Below are 24,643 nucleotides of genomic sequence, written 5' to 3'. Positions count from 1 at the left end.
ACCGGTCATGCCCGTCTTGCTGCCGCCAACCGAGGCGCCTCTACCTTGATCCACTCAAGTCGGACACCATCACGACTTTGCCGGGGCCCTGGCCGTGCGGCCAGTTCGCTCGTCGTCGCGCCCGGCGCCAGAACGAGCAGGGACACGCCCCGCGGCGCGAATTCGGCGTGGAGTCCGCGGCCCAGGGTGTTGACGTACGCCTTGGCCGCCGTGTGCGCCGCCAGCCATGGGATGCCGTGCTCGGCGCCCGGTGCGCCGACGAGAATCACGCCCCGTGCCCACGCTCAGCCATTCTCGCGCCGAACCGATGCGTGAGAACCAGGTGGCTGGAGGCGTTGAGATGTATCGACTCCTCGGCATGGGAGAGGTCTTGATCCAGGAACCGCCCCGGCGTCAGGTCTCCGGCGTTGGACACCAGAAGACCCACCTCGAGGTCCGACGTCTCCTCGGCCACGCGGTGCGGCTCCGCGGGATCGGCCAGGTCGGCGGCAACAACCCGGCACCGCACCTTGTGTTCCCGCTCGAGTTCCTGGGCCAGCACGGTGAGGATCTCGGTCCGGCGAGCGACGAGAACGAGATTCAGACCGTTCGCCGCCAGCTGGCGGGCGAACTCCCGGCCGATACCGGCGGAGGCGCCGGTGACGACGGCCCACGGTCCGAATCGGCCGGTCGAGATCGAGGTGTGGCTCACGAGTCTCCCTAGGTCGTCGCGCTGTCCCTCACCATGACGAACGGCCGACGCACGGGTTCACCGATGAGCGCCGAGGACATCGCCGCCGAAGCCCGAGCGGCCTCGGCGACGGTGCAGGCGGTCGGCAGCGGGGCACGCGGTCAGCGGCGGGGCACGCGGTCAGCGGCGGGGCACGCGATCAGCGGCGGGGCACGCGATCAGCCCGGGGCACGCGATCAGCGGCGGGGCACGCGATCAGCGGCGGGGCACGCGATCAGCCCGGGGCACGCGATCAGCGGCGGGGCACGCGATCAGCCCGGGGCACGCGATCAGCCGGGGCACGCGATCAGCGGCGGCAACCGCGGCCTCTTGCAGGCGCTGATCCGACAATGGACGGACGCCTCGGTCACCGCCCCCACCTACGAGTTGCTGCGGGTGACGGCAACCAGCAGGTGGCCGCCTGGTTGTCGCCGGCACTACAGCACTACCTGATCGGGAAGCCGGAGTGAGCCGACCGGGTCCGTGCTGAGCTGACGTCCCAGGTCAGAAGACACCCTTGGCCGGGGTACGAACGGGTACTCGCATTGATCCGGCCACTGCCCGCCGCCAACCATGTCCGTCATGACACCGACCCGCATCCTGATCGCCGTAATGCGCCGCATCGACAACCGGGCGGCCATCCGCCGCGCGGCCACCCTCGCGCCGCACGAGTCGACGGCGAGTCACGGACCCGGGCCGTACTATCTGCCAAATTCACCGAGCCGACGCGACGTCCGCGAGGACCGCAAGGGTTCGCCGCTGGTCCTGCGGATGCGCGCGGTGGAGACGGGAACGCAGCGGCCCGTCGCCGGGGCGACCGTGGAGATCTGGCACTGCGACGCCGACGGTGCGTACTCGGGTTTCCAGCGCTACGACCCGACCCGGATGCCGGCCCTGATATCGCTGGCCCTGCGCCGGTTCCGCCCGGTCGACGACGCCCGGTTCCTGCGCGGTCAGCAGATCACCGACGACCATGGGTACGCCGAGTTCCTGACCATCGTGCCCGGCTGGTACACCCCGCGGGTTCTGCACATCCACGTCCGGGTCAGCGTCGCGGGCCGGGTCCGGCTGATGACCGAGCTCTACTTCTCCGACGAGTTCGCCGCCGAGATCCAGCAGCTCCCGCCTTACGCCCACCGAGGCCCTGGTCCGTTCAGCACCGCACACGACATCGAGATCGCCCTGAAGAAGGGCTCCCCCGGCAGCTGGCCGTCCATCCAGCCAATCGAGTCCGGCGGCGCCCACCAGGCCGAAGTGACCCTCCAGATGACCACCCGGCCCACGTAAGCCCCAAATGACCACCCGGCCCACGTGAACCCCAAATGACCACCCGGCCCACGTGAACCCCAGATAACCACCCGGCCCACGTGAACCCCAAATGACCACCCGGCCCACGTAAGCCCCAGATAACCACCCGGCCCACGTGAACCCCAAATGACCACCGGGACGAACTAACCCCCAGATGACCGGGCCGACGTGACCGCCAGGTGACTACCGGTCGCCGACGTGACCCTGCGAGTGGCCACCGGGCGCCGAGGCAAACTCCAGATCGGACGGTGTCGGCTCAGCTGACGCAGAACTCGTTGCCCTCCGGGTCGTTCATTACCACGAAGCAGACGCCGTCAGCCGGGTCGTCGAAGTCCTCGGTCCGCGACCGTACCGTGGCACCAAGCTCGACCAGCTCTGCCACCTTGCCCTCGACGACCTCCACCCGCTGCGCCGGCGACAGCGTGTTGTCTCGTGCGGTCGGATAAAGATCGAGGTGCAACCGGTTCTTCCCGGCCTTTTCCTCGGGCACCGGCTGGAACCACAGCGCCGGACCATGCCCGGCCGGGTCGAAGAGCCGGTCGGGAAACTCCGGCCGCCCCGCGAGCCGCCCGCGGTAGTGCCGCCACCAGGTGGTGTCCGGTGACGCGGGCGGCACGGGTTGGTAGCCCAGGGCCCGCGCCCAGAAGCGGGCCAGCCGACCAGGGTCGTTCGCATCGATGGTGAGCTGCCAAAATGTCACACTCGCACAGTAGTTCCGAGGCGGGCGCCGAGCCACGTCGCCACGGCGGCGAGCAGGGCCGGGTCGGTGGGCCGGCGAAGCAGGCGGGGATAGGCCAGGGGTGAGGGGCGGCCGGGGTCCTCGCGCAGCAGGTGGGTGAGGCGGGGCACGCGGCGGGTCTCCGCATGCGGGACCAGGCGGGCGATCACGTCGAGGTCGCCGGGGTCGACCTGGAGGTCGCTGTCGCCGGTGATGGCAAGCAGCGGAACCCGGATGGCGGCGAGGTCGGCACGCGGGTCGTGGGCGAGCTGCTCGCGGAACCAGCGGGCGTTGAGGCGGGACGGGCCCACCCGTACGACATCGGCCGTGGAGGTCGCAACGCGCTCGAGCCTGCGAGCGGCAAACGGGGCCAGCCGGCCGGCCACGGCGCGCAGCGGGGCTGGGAGGTGGGCGACCAGACTGGCACCCTGCCATCGAAAGGCGTCGCGACCGGGCCGCGCATAGCCGGCCAGCAGGACCGCGGCGGCGACGTCGTCGTGGGCGGCCAGAGTTGCGGCGTGAACAGCGCCCTCGCTGTGGCCGGCCACAGCCACCGAGCTGATGCCGGGGCGGGCGCGCAGGGCTCGCAGGGCGGCGGACGCATCGAGCCGGTTTTGGTGGAAGCCGACCCGGTGCCAGTCGCCGGGGGTGTCGCCGGCGCCGCGCCGGTCGTAACGGTAGGTCGCGATGCCGCGCTCGGCGAGGGCGGCGGCCAGGGCCGGACCGAGACCGGGACGGACCCGGCCGGCGTTGGAGTCGCGGTCGACCCGGCCGGACCCGGGCAGGAACAGCACGGCCGGATGCGGGCCCGGCGTGCTGGGCACTGTCAACGTGCCCGCCAGCTCGACGCCGTCATCCGCGATGGCCATCATCGGGTGCTCGATCATCATGCGCTCCCATCGTTATCAGCTTTGAGAACGGTATCACCGATGATAATAATGAGCCATGGCAAGAGTCGACGTTGTTCTGCATCCCGTCCGGCTGCGCATTCTGGAGGCGCTGCTCGACGGCCGCCCCAGCACCACCGGTCAGCTCCGCGAGCGGCTGCCCGACGTCCCTCCGGCGACGATGTATCGTCACGTCGGCGCGCTCGCCGAGGCCGGCGTGCTCGAGGTCCTCGACGAGCGGCGGGTGCGCGGGGCGACCGAGCGCACCTATCAGATCCGCTGGGAGCATGCCCGCCTCGAGGACGCCACCCCCGACGATCACCGGCGCGCCTTCACGGCGTTCGTCGGTTCGATCCTGGCGTCGTTCGAGCGATATCTGGCGACCGAGCCGGCCGACGTGGCGGGCGACGGGGTGACCTACCGGCAGGCGGTGGTGTGGCTGACCGACGAGGAGATGAGCGGGCTGTCGGCCGAGCTCGAGAGCGCGGTCGTGGCCCGGCGCGACAACGAGCCGACCGGCGACCGCACTCGCCGCCTGATCAACCTGGCCACCCTGCCGGCCGGCACCTGAGCCGACCCGAAAGGCCGGAAGCGCCGGAATACCGGAAGAGCCAGCAGGGCGGAAGCGCCAGCAGGCCGGAAGAGCGGGCAGGGCCGGAAGCGGACGAGCGGACGGCTGGACGCCTGGAAGGCGGAAGGCCTTAGACCAGGCGCTGAAGTTCGGCGATCCGCGCGGCCGCCGCCAGGAACTCGTCCATGGTGGTGAAGGTGAAGAAGAAGTCGACCAGGGCCTCGTCGACATCGTCCTCGGCCAGCCGGTCCAGCCGCTCGGAGAGGTGCTCGAGCGACTCGCCCGGCTCCCCGTTGACCCGCACGGCCTGCCGCAGCTGCCCGGGATCGCGCCCCGCCTGCTCGGCCGACCCCACCACCGTCGCCCACATGGCCTTGCGCCCCTCCGGCGGGATCGCGTCGAAGGTCAGCCAGCCGGTGGCCCGCCGGCCCACCCGGTCGAGGGCCCGCTCGGTGATTCCGGCCAGGTAGAGCGGCGGCCCGCCGGCCTGCACGGGCCGCAGACCAACCTCGGACGATGGGAACGACCATCCGTCGCCGGTGTACTCGACCGGGTTGGTGGTCCACCAGGTGTGCAGAAAGGACAGCAGGTCGTCGAGCCGGGCACCGCGCTGCGACCAGTCCAGGCCGAGAGTGTCGTACTCGTCGCGCATCCAGCCCAGGCCGAAGCCGGCGTCGAGCCGTCCGTCGCTGAGGAAGTCGAGGGTGGTCAGCGCGCGGGCCAGGATGACCGGGTGGTACAGCGGCGCGTTCAGGGTGCTGAAGTTGAACCGGATCCGGCTGGTCACCGCGGCGAGGGTGCTGACCACCGTCAACGGGTCGGCGAAGCGGTTGGCCCGCTCGGCGTAGATCGGATAGTCGACGCCGGGGTATTCGCCGTGGAGATCGGTGGGGAGGAAGAGGCGGTCCCCGGACCAAAGGGTCGCGTACCCGAGCCGTTCGGTTTCGACGGCGAAGCGGCGCAGGTCGGCCGCGGTCGACAGGGCCGGTCCGTAGTGCGGGATCGCGATGCCAAGCTTCATGTGTTTTTGTCCTCCGACCAGCTCGAACTCGAGTCCGGCAAACCCTGCCAGGACGGACGGCCGCCGTACAACCGGGCGGCTCATCGGACCTTGATCCTTGCCCTGCCGCGCACCCTGAGGCCTGTTTCATGACCCGGCCAAGCTTGCGGCGTTGCCGGGTCCTGAAACTCGCCTTAGACGGGGCGGGCAGCCGCCTGCCGGTTCTGCGAGGGAATGACTGGCTTGCCCAGCGGCACCGGCTGGCCGAACAGGTACCCCTGGCCGAGCGGGCAACCGAGCGCGGCCATGGCCTGGGCCCGCGGCGCCGTCTCGATGCCCTCGGCGACCACGGTCAGGCCGAGCGAGTCGCAGATGGCCAGCACCGACCGGCACAGGGCCTCGGCCCGCTCGGGCGACACGTCGACGTCGGTCAGTGTGGCGTCCAGCTTGACGATGTCCACCGGCAGCGAGTGCAGCTGGGCGAGGGCGTTGTAGCCGCTGCCGAAGTCGTCGAGGGCCAGGCGTACCCCGGCCTCGCGCAGCCGCGTCGCGACCTCGATGGCGCGCTGCAGGTCGGGGATCCGCTTGGTCTCGGTGATCTCCACGACCAGGCGGGAGGGTCGGACGGCGTGCCGGTCCAGGGCGCCCAGCACCGCTGACTCGAGGCCCTCCTGGCAGAGCCGGGCCGCGGACACGTTGACGTGCACGTCGATCGGCCGGCCGAAGATGTTGGCCAGCACGGCCGCGTCGGCGCAAGCACGGTCCAGGACGAAGTCGTCGATCGCGCCGACCAGGCCGGTACGCTCGGCCACGGTCACGAAGACGTCGGGATCGACCAGCCCGGCCACCGGATCGTTCCAGCGGGCCAGGGCCTCGACGGCCACCGTGGCGCCGTCGGTGAAGCGGACGATCGGCTGGTAATAGACCTCGAATCCGGCCGCCGCGGGGTCGCCGGCCAGTGCCTGGGCCAGCTGGTGCGGCAGGTCGGCGTTCGGGCCGCCGTCCGCGCCACCGGAGTAGCGGGCCATCGTGCCCTTGCCGCGTCGCTTCCCGGCGTACATCGCGGCATCGGCCCTCCGCAGGAGCGTGTCGGCGGTCAGGTCGCGGTCGTGCGGCTCGGGCTGCACCAGACCGATGCTCGCGCCGACCCCGATGGTGTGGCCGTCGATCTGGAACGGCTCGCGCAGGACGGCCAGCATCCGGTGGCCGATCAGCTCGGCGTCGGCCGCGCGATGGTCGAGCACGACCGCGAACTCGTCGCCGCCGAGCCGCGCCACCAGGTCGCCGGAGGGCACCACGCCGAGCAGCCGTTCGCCGATGGCGCGCAGCAGCCGGTCGCCCATCGCGTGCCCGAAACTGTCGTTGATCAGCTTGAAGTCGTCCAGGTCGGCGAAGAGCAACGCCACCGGGCGGCCGCTCTCGCTGCGGGCGTCGAGCACGGCGTCCAGCCGCTCGCGGAACAGCGCGCGGTTGGCCAGGCCGGTCAGCGGATCGTGGTACGCCTGGTGGCGCATCCGCCGCTGGCCTTCGGTGACCCGCGACAGCAGCACCAGGTTGTCGACGATCGTGAACATCTGCCGGGCCACGACCAGACCGAGACCGAGCCATCCCAGGTACGCCTCGAACGTCGTCAACCGGCCGCCGGTGCCCGTGCGTACCGCGATCACCACGCCGGTCGCGACCACCGGCACGTACGGCAGCAGCAGATGTAGCCAGTCCCGTTCCCGGTGCGCGACGCTGAGATCGCCCACCGCCGCGCCGGGCGCGAGCGCCGCGAGCGCGAGCAACGCCGGCCCGAGCAGATAGCCGGCCGCCGCCGCCGTGTTGAGCCCGTCCGCACCGAGGTTGAGGAGCCGCAGCGTGTCCGAGACGCCGAACGCGGCCAGCGCCGCGGCGATCAGCAGCAGCTGGCGCCGGATCGCGCCGCCGCCCTGCCGCATCAACAGCAGCAGCACGGCCATCACGAGCAGGATCAGATCGGCGATCGGGTACGCGACGGCCAGCGCGAACACCGCCGGCGTACGCCCACCCTGCTCGAACACCCGCACCGGCACCAGCGACCAGACCGGCGCGATGAGCGACCCGGCGATCAGCACGCAGTCGATCACCAGGATGATCAGGTCGCGGCGGCCGGGCAGCGGCACCGGCCGGGGCAGCGCGGCCGCGCCGACCAGCAGCCCGGCGCCGAGCAGCACCGGCAGCACGAGGAATCCGACGTCGCCGGGGTGCAGCCGGCCCATGCCGTCGGGGTCGGCGAAGGCGCGGATCAGCCACCACAGCCGGACCGCGGCCCAGCCGAGCAGCCCGATGCCGGCCAGTTGCCGCCAGCGCCGCCCGGCGTCCTCGCGCCGCCCGGCGATCCACAGGCAGACGGCACCGGCCGCGGCGGCGACGAGCAGCTGGACGACGACGTGGTAGACGCGGCGGGCGTCACCGGCGGGTACGGCGAACCGACCGGCCGCGACAAGGACGGCGACCAGCGCCAGCGTCACGGGCAGCATCCGCGCGGTGCCCAACCGTGCCGTCGTCATCACCACCAACCGGACTGCCCGTGACCGCTACGAGGTCCCGGTCAACGTACCGCAGCTCGCGCCGTCAGCCCTCGTTGATCAGGTCCGCGATGATCACGGTGATGTTGTCCGGGCCGCCGCCGGCCAGGGCCAGTTCGAGCAGTCGCTGGCAGCAGTCCTGCGGGTCGGGCACCTCGAGCAGTTGCGCCTCGATCTGCTCCGGGGCGACGACGGTGGTGAGGCCGTCGCTGCAGAGCAGCCAGCGGTCGCCGGGCTGCGGTTCCACGATCACGTACGACGGGCTGACCGGTTCGCCCTGCAACGCCTGGGTGACGACCGCTCGCCGCGGGTGCCCGGCCGCCTCCTCGGGCCGGATCAGGCCCTGGTCGACCAGCATCTGCACGTACGTGTCGTCCTTGGTCAGCTGGTTGAGCCGTCCGTCGCGGAGCAGGTAGGCCCGGGAGTCGCCGACGTGCGCAAGCGCCGCCCGGTCGCCGGAGAAGATGACCGCGGTGAGCGTGGTGCCCATGCCCTGCAGGCTGACGTCGGCGGCGACCGTCTCGGCGATCTTGCCGTTGGCCACCTCGAGCGCCTTGTGCAGCGCGTCCATCTGATGCTCGTTGTCGATCGCCACGTCGAGCGAGGTCATGGCGTCCACCGCGAGGCGGCTGGCCACGTCACCGGCGGCCATTCCGCCCATCCCGTCGGCGACGACGAGCAGGCGCTCACCCGCGTAGTACGCGTCCTGGTTGCTGGTCCGGACGCGGCCTTGATCGGTGATTGCCGCCCACCGCAGGTGCAAGGTCATGGCGGAAGCTTGCCAGGTCATGTCCACCGTGTCTCTAGCCGGTCGGCGGCGTGGCGCGGATGCCGCCGAGAATTGGGTCAGATGGGAGGTCAACGGGGTGCCAGGGGCCGGCCCAGGCACCGTGGATCGGGGTTCGTGAGGCGGGGCGCGGGGGCCAGCCAGCTGAGCGCGGAGGCCTCGGCGGCCCAGCCGCGGACCACCACGACACTGTCCGGCCCGTGCACCGGTTCGGGGCACAGCGTCTTGGACCGTACCTGGTCGTTGGCGACGAAGGTGACCTGCCCACCCCGTCCCAGCATGGTGGTCGAGGTGTCGTCGACGGCGATCAGCTGGCCGCGTACCACGTCGGTGACCTCACCACCGGCCGGGCCGATCTCCACCGCGCTGTTCGGCAGCACCGGCGCGCGGAGGAAGAGCAGCCCGACGACCAGCGGCGCGATCAGGGTCGCGCCGACCGCCGGCCAGTGGGTGGCGAAGCGTGCGGCGCGGGCCGGAACCGGGCCGGTGAGGAGCGGACCCAACAGCGGGGGTACGCCGAGCAGCAGCGCAGTGTCGTACTCCCCCACCCCCAGCGCGTCCCGGATCCCGGGGGCCACGAAGAGCAGCACCAGCAGGCCGACCAGGATCGGTGCGCCCAGCGTCACCCACGGGATCAGCCACCGGTCGGCCTGGAACCGCTGCACCGCGGTCAGCCCCATGATCGAGACGACAAGCATCAGCAGCACCGGCAGCAGACGCAGCTGCCAGGTCAGCCCGGCCAGCCCCGCGGCCAGCAGCACCACCCAGTCCGGCATCCGCAGCGCGGTCACCGCCAGCATCGACCGCCCGGCCTCGGCCGGCGCGCTGACCAGCAGCATCCCGCCGAGCGCGCGGAGTACGAGGATGACCGCGGGGACGGCCCAGATCAGCGTGATGCCGAGCGCGCTGATCATGCCGAGCGGCGAGATGTACTGCACCAGCAGCAGCATGGTCGGCAGGTCCTGCCGGCTGAGATACCAGAGCCGCAGGACGAGCAGCACCAGCGGGAACGCGGGCAGCGCGGTGAGCAGCCAGTTGAGCTGGGCCCGCCGCCGCCGGGGCGCGAGCCCGCCGTCCTTGACCCAGATGTCGGTCATGGGAAGACCCGTTCCCACGGTTGCTCACGCACATCCGGTTTGGTCACGGCCGGCTGCTCGGCCTGCGCGATCGGGGTCCCGCGGTTGGCCGGCACCTCGGACTGGAGGTTGTTCGCGTAGGCGATCTCCCACCGATTGTCCTGCGGGTCCTTGTACGAGCGGTACAGCGTCAGGTCGACCAGCGTCTTGAGCGCCGCGTTCTGGCCGACGTTGACCCCCCAGGCCTCGGTCGTGTCCAGGCCCAGGTCCCAGTGGTCGAACTCCTGGGGGAACCGGGCCTTGTACCCGGCCAGGATCGCCGCGTCGGTGGTGACCGCGTCGACCCGGCGGGCCCGCAAGTCGGCGATGCACTCGCCGATCCGATTGCGCTGGTGCACTTTCGCCCCGGCCTTCTCCGGCGCGCTGAGGCTGGTCGCGGTGGTGAGCGAGCAGACGTTCTTGCCCTTGAACTCCTCCAGCGCGGAGACCTTCTCGTGCGCGTGCAGGGTGAGCACGGACTGCTCGGTGAACAGGTACGGCTGGGAGAAGGTCACGTTGTCGCGGGCCTCGCGTTCCGGCGTGATGCTGAAGCTGGCCACGACCATCTGCACCGGGACGCGATGCCCGTCCACATCGGTCGCCTGCATCCGGGCCCGGTCCTCACTCTCCATCGCGTAGAACCGCACCTCGCTCCGGCGGAAACCCAGATCCGCGGCGATCATGTACGCAATGTCGATGTCGAACCCCGCCCACGTGCCGTCTTTCCGGCCTTCGGCGGTGCCCGGCTGATCGTCCTTGACCCCGATCGCGATCGTCGACCAGTTGTCCACACCGGCCTGGGCCCGCAACTCCTCCACCGAGGGCGGACCGCCGACGAACAGCCGGACCATGGTGATCCCGATGGTCAGCACCAGGGCCAGGCCGAGCGCGGCCAGGCGCACCGCGGCCAGGGTCAGCCGGGGCGGCGCGTCCATCCGTACCGGCTCGGGCTCGGGCGGTGGCGGCTCGGTCGGGAACGGATCGGCCGGCAGATCATCGGCCGGTGTGGTGGCCGGTAAGCCGTCACCACGGCGGCGGATCGGCCACACGCGGCGGCTCTCATCACCCAAGGCACGATCTCCTAGCGGTCGTGTGGGACAGGATCATATGTTCCGTACGGCACCCCCGGGCGGCAGCGGCGCAGCCGGCCGGCGGCGAGGCGCAGGCCGGCGCGGGTGCCGTGCCGGGTCACCGCCTCCAGCGCGTACGCGGAACAGGACGGCTCGAAGCGGCACTTGACCGGCACCCGGGGCGAGAAGAACCGCCGGTAGCCGCGGATGGCCGTGAGGGCGGCCCGCTCGGACAGCGGTGTCCGGGCGGTGATCAGCAGCGAGGTCGACAGCAGCCCGAAGTCGCAGCAGGGCAGGTCACAGTCGCAGACGTCGCAGCCGTCGAGCCAGCTGCCCTTCCGCTTGCGCTTCCGGGCGTGACCGCGCCGCCCGGGCCCGTGGCCCCCGAGCCACGACGGCCAGTGCCTGCGCGATAACGACATGGAGCCATGGTGGCGCATGGGCGCGAACCCCGGGATCCCACCCCCGGTCAGTGATGCGTATGTGTGCTCAGAGCGCTCTGAGCACACATACGCATCGGCACGCGCGCAGCTCTGAGCACACATACGCATCAGCGCGCGCACCTCAACCCTGGGCACGGCAACGGTCAGCGCCAGGCGCGAACACCGCGCTCGGCTGCCACCCGACCTAACAGTGGTAGCCCAAAGCGCCCGTGCCACGAACACCGCGCAGCGCTACCACCCGACCTAACAGCGGCAGCCCAAAGCGCCACCCGCGCCACGAACACCGCGCAGCGCTACCACCCGACCTAACAGCGGTAGCCCAAAGCGCCACCCGCGCCACGAACACCGCGCGGCGCTACCACTTGGGTTGGCGGTGGTAGCAACCGGGCGGCACTTGGGGCGCGGACAGCTCGCTAACGGGTGTAGACGATCACGGCGGACTCGGCGGGGAGCTCGACGCGGTCGCGTTGCAGGACGACGCCGGGCTCGGTGGCCAGCAGGACCTTGGACGGCACGGCCGGCAGGTGCACGGTCTGCGGGTCGCCGGCCAGGTTGGCCGCCACGACGCAGCGGCCGCGGCGCATCACCACGTACTGGTCGCCGTGCTGGACCTCGAGCTGGTCGAGCCGCGGGTCGGAGAGGTCGGCGTACTCCCGGCGCAGCGCGATCAGCCGCCGGTAGAGATCGAGGATCTCGGCGTGACCGGGCTTGTCCAGCTCCGCCCAGTCCAGCTTGGAACGGGCAAAGGTCGCCGGGTCCTGCGGGTCGGGCACGTCCGTCTCGGCCCAGCCGTGCGTGGCGAACTCGCTGCGCCGGCCGTTTCGCACGGCGGCGGCCAGTTCGGGCTCGGGGTGGCTGGTGAAGAACTGCCACGGGTTGCTCGACGCCCACTCTTCGCCCATGAACAGCATCGGCGTGAACGGCGAGGTCAGCAGCAGGGTCGCGCCGCATCGCAACAGCCCGGGGGACAGTGTGGCGGAGAGCCGGTCGCCGACCGCCCGGTTGCCGATCTGGTCATGATTTTGCAGGTACGCCACGAAGCGGTGCCCGGCCGTCGTATGCCGGTCGACGGGCCGGCCGTGGCGCCGCCGACGGAAGCTCGACCACGTCCCGGCGTGGTAGAACGCCCGAGTCAGCACCGTTTCGAGGCTCTCCAGCGAGCCGAAGTCGCCGTAGTAGCCCTGCCGCTCGCCGGTCAGCAGGGCGTGCAGCACGTGGTGCACGTCGTCGTCCCACTGCGCGGTCAGGCCGTAGCCGCCCGCCTCGCGCGGGGTGATCAGCCGCGGGTCGTTCAGGTCGGACTCGGCGATCAGCGACAGCGGCCGGCCCAGGTGGGTGGAGAGGCTCTCCACCTCGACGGCCATCTGTTCGAGCAGGTGGACGGCGGTGTCGTCGACGAACGCGTGCACGGCGTCGAGTCGCAGGCCGTCCATGTGGTAGTCGCGGAGCCACCCGGTCATGCTGTCGATGATGTAGCGGCGGACGCCGTCGGAGAGCGGGCCCTCCAGGTTGATCGCGGCGCCCCACGGGTTGCTGGCCGCGGTGTGCAGGTAGGGGGCGAAGCGGGGGGCGTACGCGCCGCTCGGGCCGAAGTGGTTGTAGACCACGTCCAGCAGCACGCCCAGGCCCCGGTTGTGGGCGGCGTCGACGAAGCGTTTCAGGCCGTCGGGGCCGCCGTACGCCTCGTGCGGCGCATACCAGCAGACGCCGTCGTACCCCCAGTTGTACTCGCCGTTGAACGAGTTGACCGGGAGCAGTTCGACCAGGTCGACGCCGAGGTCGACGAGGTGGTCCAGACGCTCGATGGCGGCGTCGAAGGTCCCTTCCGGAGTGAAGGTGCCGACATGCATCTCGTACAGGACGGAGCCGGGCAGCTGGCGACCGGTCCAGGCGCCGTCCGACCAGGGGAAAGCCGAATGGTCGTACACCCGGCTGGGGCCGTGCACGCCCTCAGGCTGCCACAGCGACCTCGGGTCGGGTAGCGGCGTGTCGTCATCCGGCAATACGTACGCGTAGTCGCTGCCCGGCCCGGCCTCGGGCAGGTCCAGTCGCCACCAGCCGTCGTCGTCGCGTTCCATCGCCCGCTCCGCGCCCGCCACCAGGATCCGGACGGCGTCCTTCTCGGGCGCCCACACCTCGAACGTCGTCATGATTCCTTCACCAGCAATGCCACCGGGTACGTGTCCAGCAGGTCGCCCACCGCCAGCCGGTCACCGCCGTACACCGTGTTCGTGAACACTTCCGTCCACGTGTTGCCGCGGAGTGACAGCGTGGTGTCGAGCCACCCGCCGCGGCGTGACAATCCCACCGGCAGCCGGGTGGCCACCGCGACCACACCGCCGCGGTCGAAGGCCAGCACGTGCTCGCCCAGGCGGCCCTCGGCGAACACCGGCCGGTAGCCGTCGAACAGTTCGGGCCGGCGCCGGCGCAGCCGCAGGGTCCGGCTGGTGACCAGCAGCTTGGCCGCGCCGGTGTCGTCCACCGGGGGCAGCCAGCCGTCGTCCAGGCGGGTCAGCAGGTCGCGCCGCGCGGCGAAGTCGACCGGGCGGCGGTTGTCCGGGTCGACCAGGGAGAAGTCCCACAGCTCGGTGCCCTGGTAGACGTCGGGCACCCCGGGCATGGTCAGCTGCACCAGTTTTTGCCCGAGCGCGTTGGACCAGCCCGGCGGCGTGATCGTGGCGGCGAAGGCGGCCACCTCGGCGTTGAGTGCGGGGTCGTCGTAGATCTGGTCGACCATCGCGCTCAGGGCCGCCTCGAAACCCTCGTCGGGGCTGGTCCAGGTGGTCGACGCGGCGGCCTCGCGGGCGCTCTTCACCGCGTACGCCCGCAGCCGTTCCCGCGAGATCGGCCACGCACCCACCGCGGCCTGCCAGACCAGATGGGCCAGCGACGGGTCGGGCAGCGGAGCCGCCCGCACCCAGCGGCGCACCACCTCGGTCCAGTCGCCGGGCAGCTCGGCCAGCACGGCCAGCCGGGCCCGGACGTCCTCACTGCGCTTGGTGTCGTGGGTGGAGAGACTGGTCATCGACGCCGGCCAGTTGCGGCCGCGCTCGCCCGCGCATTCGTGGAACTCGTCGGGGGTGACGCCGAACTTGGCCGGGTCGTTGCCCACCTCGTTGCGGGCGGTGAACCTGGTCCAGCGGTAGAACGCCGTGTCCTCCACGCCCTTGGCCATCACCGCGCCGGTGAACTGCTGGAACCGGATCGCGAGTTCGTCGTCCGGATTGCGCAGCCGGGCGGTCAGCCGGTCGAGGTCGGGGATCAGCTCGGGACGCCGGCGGCCCGCCTCGGACCGGGCCTTGGCCAGGTGGCGGGCGCCCTCGGGGAGGTAGGAGCGGTAGACCGGGAAGCAGGCGGCCAGCTCGGCCAGGGCGCGGGGTGCGGTTTCGACATCGGGTACGAGGCGAGCCATCCGCGCCAGCTCGGCCGCCAGCGCCCGGGACGCCATGTGCAGCTTGGTCTGGTGGACCAGATCTTGCCAGGAGGTCTCGGCCCCGGTCAGGTGGTGGTCGAGGGTGTCGAAGAACGCCTCGGTCGACGTGTCGACGAAGACGCCGTTGACCTCGGCCATCGCGTCGTAGCCGGTGGTGCCGTCGACCGGCCAGGCGGGCAGTGCCTCGCCGGGCTCCAGGATCTTCTCGATCACCAGCCACGCTTCGGGGGCGGCGGCGCGCAGCCGTTCGAAGTAGCCGGCCGGGTCGCGCAGGCCGTCCGGGTGGTCGACCCGGATGCCCTGCACCGAGCCCTCCTCGACCCAGCGCAGGATCTCGGCGTGCGTGGCCCGGAAGACCTCCGGGTCCTCGACGCGCAGGCCGGCCAGGTCGGAGATGGCGAAGAAGCGGCGGTACGTCAGCTCGCTGTCGCCCCGCGTCCAGTTGACCAGCTCGTAGTGTTGCCGGTCGTGCACCTCGCGCGGCGTGCCGTCGCCGGTGCCGTCGGCGATCGGGTAGCGCTTGTCGTAGTAGCGCAGCTCGCCGTCCTCGACCCGCAGGTCGTCGAGCGCGGCCGGGTCGTCGGCCAGCACCGGGATCAGGATCCGTCCCCGGTCCCAGTCGATGTCGTACCACCCGGCGTACGCCGAGGATCGGCCGTTGGCGAGAACGTCCCACCAGGACGGGTTGGCGGCGGGCACGGCCACCCCGGCGTGGTTGGGCACGATGTCGACAATCAGCCCCAGCCCGGCCGTCTCCAGCGCCTTGCCCAGCGCCAGTCGGCCCTCCTCACCGCCGACCGCGGGGTTGACCTGGGAGTGGTCGACCACGTCGTACCCGTGCTCGGAGCCGGGGGCCGAGGTCAGCAGCGGAGCGGTGTACAGGTGACTGACACCCAGGTCGGCCAGGTAATCGGCGAGTTCGGCGGTCTTGGCGAGCGGGAAATCGGGGCGTACCTGGACGCGGTAGGTGCCGGTAGGTGTCACTAAACCGTCCTGTCCAAAACGATGAGCGAGCGGTCCGGCACGAGGATGGTGCCGCCGGCCTCGACCACGGCAGGCCGGTCCGGCGACGGCTCGGCCGTCTCGATGACTCTTTCCCACTTCTCGCCGTATTCAGCCGGAGGCGTGGCGAATTCGATCGGGGCGTCGTGTGCGTTGAAACACAGCAGGAACGAGCTGTCGACGTGGCGCTGCCCGTACTGCCCGCGCTCGCGGATGCCCTCGCCGTTGACGAACAGCGCGACCGCCCGGCCGAAGTCGTTGCCCCAGTCGTCGCCGGTCATCTGCCGGCCGTCGGGCGTGAACCAGGCCAGGTCGGGCAGCGGGTCGCCGCCGCCGCGGGCGGTCACCGGCAGCCCGGTGAAGAACCGGCGGCGCTGGAACACCTGATGCCGGTGCCGGAACGCGGTCAGCTTGCGGGAGAACTCGAGCAGCTGCTCGTCCGCCTTCTCCCAGTCGACCCAGGCGATCTCCGAGTCCTGGCAGTACGCGTTGTTGTTGCCGCCCTGGGTGCGGCCCAGTTCGTCGCCGTGCGAGATCATCGGCACGCCCTGGCTGAGCAGCAGCGTGGCCAGGAAGTTGCGGCGCTGCCGGGCGCGCAGGGCGAGCACGTGCTGATCGTCGGTCGGGCCCTCGACCCCGCAGTTCCAGGACCGGTTGTGGCTCTCGCCGTCCCGGTTTTCCTCGCTGTTGGCCTCGTTGTGCTTGTCGTTGTAGGACACCAGGTCGTTGAGCGTGAAGCCGTCGTGCGCGGTGACGAAGTTGATCGAGTGGAAGGGCTTGCGGCCGTCGTCCTGGTAGAGGTCGGCCGAGCCGGTGATCCGGGACGCGAACTCGGCCAGGGTGGCCGGCTCGCCGCGCCAGAAGTCGCGGACCGTGTCGCGGTATTTCCCGTTCCACTCGGTCCAGTTGGGCGGGAAGTTGCCCACCTGGTAGCCGCCCGGGCCGACGTCCCACGGCTCGGCGATCAGCTTGACCTGGCCGACCACCGGGTCCTGTTGCACCACCTCGAAGAAGGTGGACAGCCGGTCGACGTCGTAGAACTCACGGGCCAGGGTGGACGCGAGGTCGAACCGGAAGCCGTCCACGTGCATCTCGGTCACCCAGTAACGCAGCGAATCCATGATCAGCTGCAGGCTCTGCGGGCTGCGGACGTTGAGGCTGTTGCCCGTACCCGTGTAGTCCATGTAGAACTGCGGCTGGTCGTCGACGAGGCGGTAGTAGGTGCGGTTGTCGATGCCCTTGAGGCTCATCGTCGGGCCGAGGTGGTTGCCTTCCGCCGTGTGGTTGTAGACGACGTCGAGGATCACCTCCATGCCCGCCGCGTGCAGCGCCTTGACCATGCCGCGGAACTCCTGGGTCTGCTGGCCGAGCGCGCCCATCGCCGAATAACCGTGGTACGGCGCGAAGAAGCCGAGCGTGTTGTAGCCCCAGTAGTTGCGCAGGCCCAGGTCGACCAGGCGGTTGTCGTGCACGAACTGGTGCACCGGCATCAGCTCGACCGCTGTCACGCCCAGGCTCTTGAGATGCTCGATGATCGCCGGGTGACCGATCGCGGCATAGGTCCCGCGCATGTCCTTGGGGACGTCCGGATGCCGCTCGGTCAGGCCCTTGACGTGCGTCTCATAGATCACCGAGTGGTGGTACGGGATGTCCGGGCGCCGGTCGTTGCCCCAGTCGAAGTACGGGTTGACCACGACGCCCTTGGCCATGTGCGGGGCCGAGTCGAGGTCGGACATCTCGTCCGGGTTGTCGAAGTCGTAGGCGTACAGCGAGGGGTGCCAGTCGATGTCCGAGTCGACCGCCCGCGCGTACGGGTCGAGGAGCAGCTTGTGCGGGTTGCAGCGCAGTCCCCGGTGCGGGTCGTACGGTCCGTAGACGCGGTAGCCGTACCGTTGGCCCGGCTCGACGCCCGGCAGGTAGGCGTGCCACACGAACGCGTCCTGTTCGTGCAACTGGACCTTGCGCTCGTTGCCCGAGGGGTCGAACAGGCAGAGCTCAACCGCCTCGGCCACCTCGGAGAAGATCGCGAAGTTCGTGCCCGTCCCGTCGTACGTGGCGCCCAGAGGGTACCGGTGACCAGGCCAAACCTGCATGTGCGCTCCTTGTGTGCCGACGTACCGTGCCCCGTCAGTATTCTCACCCAGCCGTACGACAAACCGGCGCTGTGGTCCGTTCTCCGACCGGGACGGGGGACAGCTAACCCAGAACGTCGTCCTCGAAACACCAGCGCCAGGTTTCGTTCGGCTCGAAGCTCCGCATCACCGAGTGGCCGGTCTCGTCGTGGTGCCGGCTCATGTGCCGGCGCGGCGACGAGTCGCAGCACGCGACCAACCCGCAGGTCAGGCACTTGCGCAGGTGGACCCAATCGGTGAAGCCGCCCTCGACGCATTGCGGGCACCCGTCTTCGTACCGGGAGACGGGGGCCGGGTCACCGGCGTCCTTCAGGTGCTGGCAGATCACTCGTCGTCACTCCGGTTCAGCTGGGACTCTTCCAGGTCGAGATCGCGCTGGGCGCGGGTCAGGACCTCTTCGGGGATCCGCCCCTCGTTCCGGGCGATCTTGAACACATGTCGTTCCGCGGTGATCATCTCGCGGCGCAGCCGGCTGTACGCCGCGGACGGCGTTTCCTGTTCCTGGCTGCCCAGACGCTCCCACGCCCCGTTGTTGCGGTTCTCCGCGATCGCCCGGAGGCGGTCGACCACCGAGCCGGGGGCGCCGTCGGCGTTCTTCTCCAGGGCGTCCAGGGCGGCGCGGCTGGCCCGGTTCTGCACCGCCGCCTCGGCCAGGGCGTCGGCGGTCGAGGTGTCCTCGCGTACCCCCAACCGGTTTGCCATCATCGGCAAGGTCGTGCCCTGGATCAGCAGGGTGAGCACGATCACGGCGAAGGCCACGAAGACGAACAGGTCGCGGGGGTACCCGCCGGGCACCTCGTCGGCCGGCGGCAGCGTCAGCACGGCGGCCAGCGTGACCACCCCGCGCATCCCGGCCCAGGAGACCACGGTCAGCGCGGCCGGCGACGGCCGCTGCTCCCGGTTGCGGATCCGCGGCATCAGCCGGGCGAGGTAGGCCGCCGGGTACATCCAGACGAATCGGAGCACCACGATCAGCCCGAACACCAGCGCGGTGGCCCGCACCGTGGTGGCCAGATCGGTCTCCAGGTCGCCGACCAGCTCGCGCAGCTGCAACCCGACCAGCAGGAAGACGGCGCCCTCGAGCAGGAAGTTGATCAGCCGCCAGACCGCCTCCATCTGCAGGCGGGAGGTCGACGACAGCAGGTACGGGATCCGGTGGCCGAGGTAGAGGCCGGTCACCACGACCGCCACCACGCTGGAGGTGTGCAGCTCCTCGGCCACGACCACGACCACGAACGGGGTGAGCAGCGACACCGCGTCGTCCAGCAGCGGGTCCTTGATCTTCTTGTGCAGCCACGCGGCCAGCAGCGCCGCCGCATAGCCGATGGCCAGACCGCCGCCGGCGATCTGCACGACGTCCCGGCTGATCTCCCACGCGCCCACCGCCGCGCCGGTCAGCGCGCCGCCGGCGATCCGCACGATGACCAGGGCGGTCGCGTCGTTGAGGAGGCTCTCGCCCTCGAGCAGGGTGACGATCCGGCGGGGCAGGCCGATCCGGCGGGCGATCGCGGTCGCCGACACCGCGTCGGGCGGGGCCACCACCGCGCCCAGCGCCACGCACGCCGCCAGTGGCACCTCCGGCAGTAAGAGGTGCAGGACGGCGCCGGTGATGAACGCGGTGAACATCACCAGCCCGACGGCCAGCAGGATGATCGGGCGCAGCGCCTGGCGGAAGGCCGGGATCGAGGTCTGCAGCGCGGCCACGTAGAGCAACGGCGGCAGGATGCCGACCAGCACCAGCTCCGGCTCCACGTGGATCTCCGGCAATCCGGGCACGAAGGACAGGCCCAGGCCCCCGACCAGGAGAACCAGGGGCGCGACGAACCCGAGCCGCCGGGCCAGAGCCGCCCCGGCGACAGCGATCACGATCAGCACGACCGTGTCGACGATGCCTTCCATGGCGTGAAGCTTAGGCGGTCGTACGGACGAGAATTAGGTCCGCTTACTCATGCCGCCGGGGTGCCTTACCCGCCAAGCTTGCCCGCATGAGTTCAACCCCCGCCCGCGTGGGCATCACCGCGGCGGCCGCGTTCCTGCCGCCGCAGTCGTTGTCCACGTCCGAGCTGCAGTCGCGGGTCGCCGGCGATTCCCTCCCCGCCGGCCTGTTCGAGCAGGCCACCGGCATCGTGACCCGGCACGTCGCCGCTTCGTCGGAGAACGCCTCGGACCTCGCCACCGGCGCCGCCCGCCAGGTCCTCGCGGCCGCCGATCTCGACATTTCCGACATCGATCTACTGCTGTTCGCGTCGGCCACCCGCGACATGGTCGAGCCCGCCACCGCCCACGTGGTGCAGGCGACACTGGGCGGCCGGGCCCACGCCCTCGACGTGACCAACGCCTGCAACAGCTTCCTCAACGGCATCGACCTGGCCCGGTCGATGATCCTGGCCGGCCGGGCCGGGCGAGCCCTGGTGGTCACCGGCGAGACGCCGACCCGGGCGATGCGCCCCCGGGTGAGCGGCCTGGCCGAGGTGCGGGCGGCCTTCGCCGGCTACACGTTCGGCGACGCCGGCGCGGCCGTCCTGGTCGAACCGGTGGCCGCCGGCGGCATCCTCGACATCGACAGCGAGACCCACTCCGAACACTGGCCGGTCGGCGGCATCTTCGGCGGCGGCTCCCGGCACCCCCGCGGCGACGAACACACCTACTTCAGCGGCGACGGCCACCGCCTGCGCGGCGTGTTCGAAAAAATCGGGCCCGGCCTGATCGAGCGGGTTAACCACCGGGCCGGGCTGAGCTGGGCCGACTACCGCCACGTGCTCGTTCACCAGGTGACCCTGCCCTACCTCGAGCGATTCGTGGAGGTCACCGGCGTGCCGCCGGACAAACTGGTGATCACGGTGCCGTCGCTGGGCAACCTGGCGTCGGCCACGCTGGGCGTGCAGCTGGCCCGCGTCCGCGACGGGCTCGCCCCCGGCGACAAGGTACTGCTGGTCGGCCTCGGCGGCGGGGTCAGCCTGATGACGATGATCTGGGAGGCGTCGTGATGTGGGTGGTCGTTCCGGCCTACCAGGAAGAGGCCCGCATCGGCGCCACCCTGGCCGCGCTGGCCGCCCAGACCGACCGCGACTATCACCTGCTCGTCGTCGACAACGGCTCGACCGACGCGACGGCGGCCATCGCCCGCCGGTTCGGCGCCGAGGTGCTGGTCGAGGACGAGAAAGGGGTGGGTTGCGCGGTCGACACCGGCTTCCGCTACGCGATCGCCCACGGCGCGGAGCTTCTGGCGCGTACGGACGCCGACTGCATCCCGCGCCGCCGGTGGGTGGCCGCCGCCCGGGCGTCGCTGGCCTCCGGCGCCGGCCTGGTCTGCGGCCGCATCACCGCCCGCCGCGACGAGCACGGCATCCTCGGCCGCGCGTTCTTCGCCACGCTGGTCGCGCTGGCCGCCCTCTTCGGCCGGTTGCGCCCGGCCCACCGCGGCGCCGGCTTCCACGCGCCCTACCGCATGCACGCCGGCAACAACATGGCCATCACCGCCGAGCTCTACCTCGCCTGCGGCGGCATGCCCCGGCGCCCGTCACCCACCGACCGCCTGTTCCTCAACCGGGTCCGCCGCACCACCACGTCGATCACCCGCAACCGCGCCATGGTCGTCGAGAACTCCACCCGCCGCCTCCGCGCCTACGGTGTCGTGGCCACCGCCCGGTGGTATCTGGGCCAGGGCAGCGGCCGCCTCACCCCGGATCCGCGCTGATGCCCGCCTCAATCGCGGCCCGGTCCGCCCTCCCCACCCTGTCCCTCCCCACGCGGTTTCTCTCCCGGCAGGTCGGATGTGAGGTCGGGGCATGCTGAGTGAGTTGCTCGCGGATCTGCGCGAGGGCGACGACCGGCCTGCCATGCGGGGCGTGTCACGCGGCGATCTGGGCCGGCTCGTCTCCGGGTACGCCGCCGCGCTGCACGCGAACGGCCTGGTCGCCGGGGACACGATCGGCCTGGCGGTACGCCCCGGGCCTCGGGCGCTCGGGGCGATGCTGGCGGCGTACCGGATGGGTCTGCGCATCGCCGTCCTCGACCCGTCCGCCGGCCCCGACGTGCTCCTCGCCCGCCTGACGACGGCGCAGCCGAGGCTGGTCCTGGCCGACGCGGCGGCGCAGGCGGTGGCCGGCTGGGCCGCACCCCTGGCCCGGCGCGCCCACCTGGCCCTGCCCGACCTGTCGGCGATCGCTCCCCTGCGCACCCTGGGCCGCCGCCTGCCCGGCACCGCCCCCACCCTGTCCCTCGCCGGCGGCCCCGCTCCCGCCTCCTTCGACGGCGACGGCGACGCGGTGATCGTCTTCACCTCCGGAACGACGAGCCGCCCGCGCGCCGTCGTGCACACCCGGGCCGGCCTGTCCGCCGGCATGCGTACCGTGCACGACCTGGTCCGCCCCGTCCCCGGCCGCCCCGTGCTGGGCGGAACCTTCTTCGTCCTGCTGCCGTCCCTGGCCGCCGGCGCACCCGTGGCCCTGCCCGCCCGGCGGCCGCGAGCGCTGGCCCGGCAGATCCGGCGACTCGGCCCTCAGGCCACCTACCTCACGCCGCCCCAGCTCCGGGCGGCGCTGGCCCGGGGCGTCCGCTTCACCGGCCGCGTCTACAGTGGATCGGCTCCCGTGAGTGCGTCGTTGCTGCGTGCGGTGCGCGCGGCCGGGGCCGACGAGGCCTGGGGGGTGTACGCCCTGACCGAGCTCTTCCCCGCGGCCGCCGTCGAGTCGGCCGACAAGGCCGCCTTCACCTCCGACGGCGACCTGGTCGGCGCACTTCTGCCCGGCGTATCGGCCCGTCTCCACCCACCCGGCTTCCCTCCCCCAGCTGACGCCTTGTTTCCGGGCGACGCCACTCGCACCACCGGCGGGCCACTTGCCGGCCAAGACGCTTCCCGCACCGACCGGCTGCTTCCCGACCACGACGCTTTCTCGGCCGGCGGGCCGTCTCCGGGCGACGCCGCTCGCACCACCGGCGGGCCGCCGGCCGGCCACGACGCTCTCTCCGCCGGCGGCTTGCTTTCCGGTGGCGCTGGTGAGCTCTTTCTCAGCGGGCCGAACGCCGCCGACCGTTACCTGGGCGAGGACCCGTTCGAGTGGGTCGCGACCGGAGACATCGCCCGCATCGTCGGTGGCCGGGTGGTGCTGGGCGGCCGGCGGAAGGACATGATCCTGCGCGGAGCGGAGAACATCTATCCCGGCCTGTACGAGCCTTCGCTGCACGTACTCGGCGTCTGGCTCGCCGTTGTCGTCGGCACCCCGGCCCAGGACGGCGACGAACGCGTCGTGGCCCTGATCCAGCCGGCCCCCGGCGCCGACCCGGCCCAGATCCGGGCGGCCCTGCGCGACCCGCTGTCCCGGATGGGCACCGCCCGCCCGGACTCGGTGATCCTGACCGAGATCCCGCTGTCCGGTCGTTCCCGCAAACCCGACCGCGCCGCCGCCGCCCGTCTGGCCGCGACCTTGACCGCGCCCGGCCCGCCGACCGACCTCGACCGCCTCTACCGCGGACGCACCCGATGAGGGCCCGCAGCCGCGACCGCCTGGTCTACCTGGCGGCGCACCCGTTCCTGTTCACGGTGCTGGCGGCCACCCGGCACCGCCCCACTGTCCGCCTCGGCGGCACCCTCCTGGTTCACGACCGCCAGGCCTACGTGCACGCCCTGACCCGGCTGACGTTGGACCGCACGGCCGAGGGCACCACCGGGGGCGCGGTCACCGCCCTGACCAGCGGCGCCGCCCTGTTCGACCAGCAGGGCCAGTCCCACCGCACATCCCGCCGAACCTCCGCCGACCCGCTGTCCGCCCCCGGCGTCGAAGCCATGCGTCCCACCTGGACAAACCTGATGGCCCGCGCCTTGTCCCCCTTGGCCGAGGGCGCCGAACTGGACCTCGTCCCCCTGGCCGCCGAGATAGCCGGCATCACAGCCCTGGCCATTCTGGCCGCCACCAGCCCCGGGCCCGCCCCCGTCAGCTCATCCTCCGCGCCGACGACCAACCACCTGCCCGCCCGACCACTCTGCCCAGCCGCACCGACCGAAGGCCCCCCGAGCCACTCCGCGTCAGCCCAAGAGCCCTCGGCCGAGCGCCACCGCACGACCGCCGAGCGGCACAACGACACGGGTCCAAGAGCGAGCGGCGCGGCTGTGGGAGCCGGCGGGACGCGGGACTCGCGGGGACCGACGACGGATCGTGCGGGGCGCGACCTCCGGGCCGGGCCGGCCGACGATGCCCGGCGTTTGGCGGAAGCGGCCCGGGCGGCGGCCGCCGCCACCGCGCGCGAGCATCTGCCGGGGCTGTTCCGCCGGCGGGCCCGCGACGAGGCGCGACTGGCCGCCGCACGGCTGACCGCCCTGGTCGCGCCGGACGGCGGGGAGCACGCCGGCCTGCACGCCATGCTCGCGGTCGCCGCTATCAACACCACCGTGGCGGCCCTTCCGCGGGCGGCGGCCTGGTCGGCTGACGACCGCCTCTGGGACGCCGCCCGACGTGACCCAGCCGCCCTGGCCGACGAGTTGTTGCGTGTCATCGCCCCTACGCCGCTGCTGCCACGGGCGGCGGCCGGGGACGGCGAACTTCCGCCCGGCGGCCCGGTCCACGCGGGCGACCGGCTGATGCTCATCGCCCGGCACGCGGCCGGCGCCCACCGCTCCGGCCCCGACCCGGCCCGGCCGGCGCCGCCGCAGGTCGCGCGACTGGTCTTCGGCGTCGGACCGCATGCCTGCCCGGGCGCCCGCCTCGCTCGCATCCAGCTGGCCGACTGGCTGGCGGCTCTGGCTCCCTACCGCCCGGTGGTCACGCGCGCCCGCCCCGACCGTCGTTCGGCGCTGCCCGGCTGGCGTTCCCTCACGGTCCGCGCGGGCGACACGGACAGCGCGGCGGAGCGTCGGGCCGGCTCGGGTCGTCGGGGTGAGGCGTGAGCGGTGGGGCGTGAGGCGTGGGGAGAAGGGGTGAAG

The 24,643-nt window shown here is 71.8% G+C and carries 21 protein-coding genes; 7 read left to right on the top strand and 14 right to left on the bottom strand.

Features of this window, described 5'->3' with window-relative positions; genetic code table 11:
* Window positions 1-265: 265 nt before the first annotated feature.
* Window positions 266-691: an SDR family NAD(P)-dependent oxidoreductase gene (locus ACGFIO_RS41625; protein ID WP_392836129.1), complete on the bottom strand. Its 426-nt coding sequence runs from the start codon at window positions 689-691 to the stop codon at window positions 266-268.
* A gap of 63 nt (window positions 692-754) precedes the next feature.
* Here ACGFIO_RS41625 and ACGFIO_RS41620 point away from each other — a divergent pair, with 63 nt between their 5' ends.
* Both ACGFIO_RS41620 and ACGFIO_RS41615 read left to right on the top strand, forming a co-directional pair.
* Window positions 755-1,162: a hypothetical protein gene (locus tag ACGFIO_RS41620; RefSeq protein WP_392836127.1), complete on the top strand. Its 408-nt coding sequence runs from the start codon at window positions 755-757 to the stop codon at window positions 1,160-1,162.
* A 129-nt stretch (window positions 1,163-1,291) separates the two neighbouring features.
* On the top strand, window positions 1,292-1,996 hold the full coding sequence (locus ACGFIO_RS41615) for a hypothetical protein (RefSeq protein WP_392836124.1): 705 nt from the start codon (window positions 1,292-1,294) through the stop codon (window positions 1,994-1,996).
* Window positions 1,997-2,273: 277 nt separating this feature from the next.
* On the opposite strand, the gene ACGFIO_RS41610 is transcribed toward ACGFIO_RS41615, so the two are convergent.
* Together ACGFIO_RS41610 and ACGFIO_RS41605 are read right to left on the bottom strand one after the other, a co-directional pair.
* Entirely contained in the window at window positions 2,274-2,717 is a 444-nt protein-coding gene (locus ACGFIO_RS41610) for a VOC family protein (RefSeq protein WP_392836121.1), read from the bottom strand.
* Window positions 2,714-3,625, bottom strand: coding sequence for an alpha/beta hydrolase (locus ACGFIO_RS41605; RefSeq protein WP_392836119.1), 912 nt, complete (start codon window positions 3,623-3,625; stop codon window positions 2,714-2,716). Before ACGFIO_RS41605 ends, ACGFIO_RS41610 begins: the two co-directional genes overlap by 4 nt.
* Before the next feature lie 55 nt (window positions 3,626-3,680).
* On the opposite strand from ACGFIO_RS41605, the gene ACGFIO_RS41600 reads away from it, so the two are divergent.
* Window positions 3,681-4,193, top strand: a complete 513-nt coding sequence (locus ACGFIO_RS41600) for a helix-turn-helix domain-containing protein (RefSeq protein WP_392836117.1) — start codon at window positions 3,681-3,683, stop codon at window positions 4,191-4,193.
* 130 nt (window positions 4,194-4,323) lie between these two features.
* Here ACGFIO_RS41600 and ACGFIO_RS41595 read toward each other — a convergent pair whose 3' ends face one another.
* The 11 genes from ACGFIO_RS41595 to ACGFIO_RS41545 form a co-directional block, all read right to left on the bottom strand.
* Complete coding sequence (locus tag ACGFIO_RS41595) at window positions 4,324-5,214, bottom strand: TIGR03619 family F420-dependent LLM class oxidoreductase (RefSeq protein WP_392836115.1); 891 nt, start codon at window positions 5,212-5,214, stop codon at window positions 4,324-4,326.
* Window positions 5,215-5,387: 173 nt separating this feature from the next.
* Window positions 5,388-7,724: a putative bifunctional diguanylate cyclase/phosphodiesterase gene (locus ACGFIO_RS41590; protein WP_392836113.1), complete on the bottom strand. Its 2,337-nt coding sequence runs from the start codon at window positions 7,722-7,724 to the stop codon at window positions 5,388-5,390.
* 64 nt (window positions 7,725-7,788) lie between these two features.
* The gene (locus ACGFIO_RS41585; RefSeq protein WP_392836111.1) at window positions 7,789-8,511 is read right to left on the bottom strand and encodes a PP2C family protein-serine/threonine phosphatase; all 723 of its coding nucleotides are present in this window, start codon (window positions 8,509-8,511) and stop codon (window positions 7,789-7,791) included.
* Window positions 8,512-8,600: 89 nt separating this feature from the next.
* Window positions 8,601-9,626, bottom strand: a complete 1,026-nt coding sequence (locus ACGFIO_RS41580; protein ID WP_392836109.1) for a hypothetical protein — start codon at window positions 9,624-9,626, stop codon at window positions 8,601-8,603.
* The gene (locus tag ACGFIO_RS41575) at window positions 9,623-10,714 is read right to left on the bottom strand and encodes a transporter substrate-binding domain-containing protein (RefSeq protein WP_392836106.1); all 1,092 of its coding nucleotides are present in this window, start codon (window positions 10,712-10,714) and stop codon (window positions 9,623-9,625) included. The genes ACGFIO_RS41580 and ACGFIO_RS41575 overlap by 4 nt, the downstream gene beginning before the upstream one ends.
* A gap of 11 nt (window positions 10,715-10,725) precedes the next feature.
* On the bottom strand, window positions 10,726-11,136 hold the full coding sequence (yidD, locus tag ACGFIO_RS41570) for a membrane protein insertion efficiency factor YidD (RefSeq protein ID WP_392836104.1): 411 nt from the start codon (window positions 11,134-11,136) through the stop codon (window positions 10,726-10,728).
* Between the two features lie 434 nt (window positions 11,137-11,570).
* Window positions 11,571-13,307, bottom strand: coding sequence for a malto-oligosyltrehalose trehalohydrolase (gene treZ, locus ACGFIO_RS41565; RefSeq protein WP_392836102.1), 1,737 nt, complete (start codon window positions 13,305-13,307; stop codon window positions 11,571-11,573).
* Window positions 13,304-15,574: a malto-oligosyltrehalose synthase gene (gene treY, locus ACGFIO_RS41560; protein ID WP_392836099.1), complete on the bottom strand. Its 2,271-nt coding sequence runs from the start codon at window positions 15,572-15,574 to the stop codon at window positions 13,304-13,306. The genes treZ and treY overlap by 4 nt, the downstream gene beginning before the upstream one ends.
* On the bottom strand, window positions 15,574-17,685 hold the full coding sequence (gene glgX / locus ACGFIO_RS41555; RefSeq protein ID WP_392836097.1) for a glycogen debranching protein GlgX: 2,112 nt from the start codon (window positions 17,683-17,685) through the stop codon (window positions 15,574-15,576). Before glgX ends, treY begins: the two co-directional genes overlap by 1 nt.
* Window positions 17,686-17,788: 103 nt before the next feature.
* Window positions 17,789-18,052, bottom strand: a complete 264-nt coding sequence (locus tag ACGFIO_RS41550) for a UBP-type zinc finger domain-containing protein (protein WP_392836094.1) — start codon at window positions 18,050-18,052, stop codon at window positions 17,789-17,791.
* Window positions 18,049-19,623 (bottom strand): Na+/H+ antiporter, encoded by a 1,575-nt coding sequence (locus ACGFIO_RS41545; RefSeq protein WP_392836091.1) that lies wholly within the window; start codon window positions 19,621-19,623, stop codon window positions 18,049-18,051. Before ACGFIO_RS41545 ends, ACGFIO_RS41550 begins: the two co-directional genes overlap by 4 nt.
* 86 nt (window positions 19,624-19,709) lie before the next feature.
* On the opposite strand from ACGFIO_RS41545, the gene ACGFIO_RS41540 reads away from it, so the two are divergent.
* The 4 genes from ACGFIO_RS41540 to ACGFIO_RS41525 all read left to right on the top strand — a co-directional run bounded on the left by ACGFIO_RS41540 (window position 19,710) and on the right by ACGFIO_RS41525 (window position 24,607).
* Window positions 19,710-20,711, top strand: a complete 1,002-nt coding sequence (locus ACGFIO_RS41540; protein ID WP_392836089.1) for a 3-oxoacyl-ACP synthase III family protein — start codon at window positions 19,710-19,712, stop codon at window positions 20,709-20,711.
* On the top strand, window positions 20,711-21,421 hold the full coding sequence (locus ACGFIO_RS41535) for a glycosyltransferase family 2 protein (RefSeq protein ID WP_392836134.1): 711 nt from the start codon (window positions 20,711-20,713) through the stop codon (window positions 21,419-21,421). The genes ACGFIO_RS41540 and ACGFIO_RS41535 overlap by 1 nt, the downstream gene beginning before the upstream one ends.
* A 91-nt stretch (window positions 21,422-21,512) precedes the next feature.
* Window positions 21,513-23,210: an AMP-binding protein gene (locus ACGFIO_RS41530; protein ID WP_392836088.1), complete on the top strand. Its 1,698-nt coding sequence runs from the start codon at window positions 21,513-21,515 to the stop codon at window positions 23,208-23,210.
* Complete coding sequence (locus ACGFIO_RS41525) at window positions 23,207-24,607, top strand: cytochrome P450 (RefSeq protein ID WP_392836086.1); 1,401 nt, start codon at window positions 23,207-23,209, stop codon at window positions 24,605-24,607. The genes ACGFIO_RS41530 and ACGFIO_RS41525 overlap by 4 nt, the downstream gene beginning before the upstream one ends.
* Window positions 24,608-24,643 lie beyond the last annotated feature (36 nt).

Source organism: Actinoplanes sp. NPDC049265 (genome assembly GCF_043197135.1).
In the GTDB taxonomy this organism is placed as follows: Bacteria; Actinomycetota; Actinomycetes; order Mycobacteriales; family Micromonosporaceae; genus Actinoplanes.
This window is presented reverse-complemented; position numbering and strand designations above follow the sequence as displayed.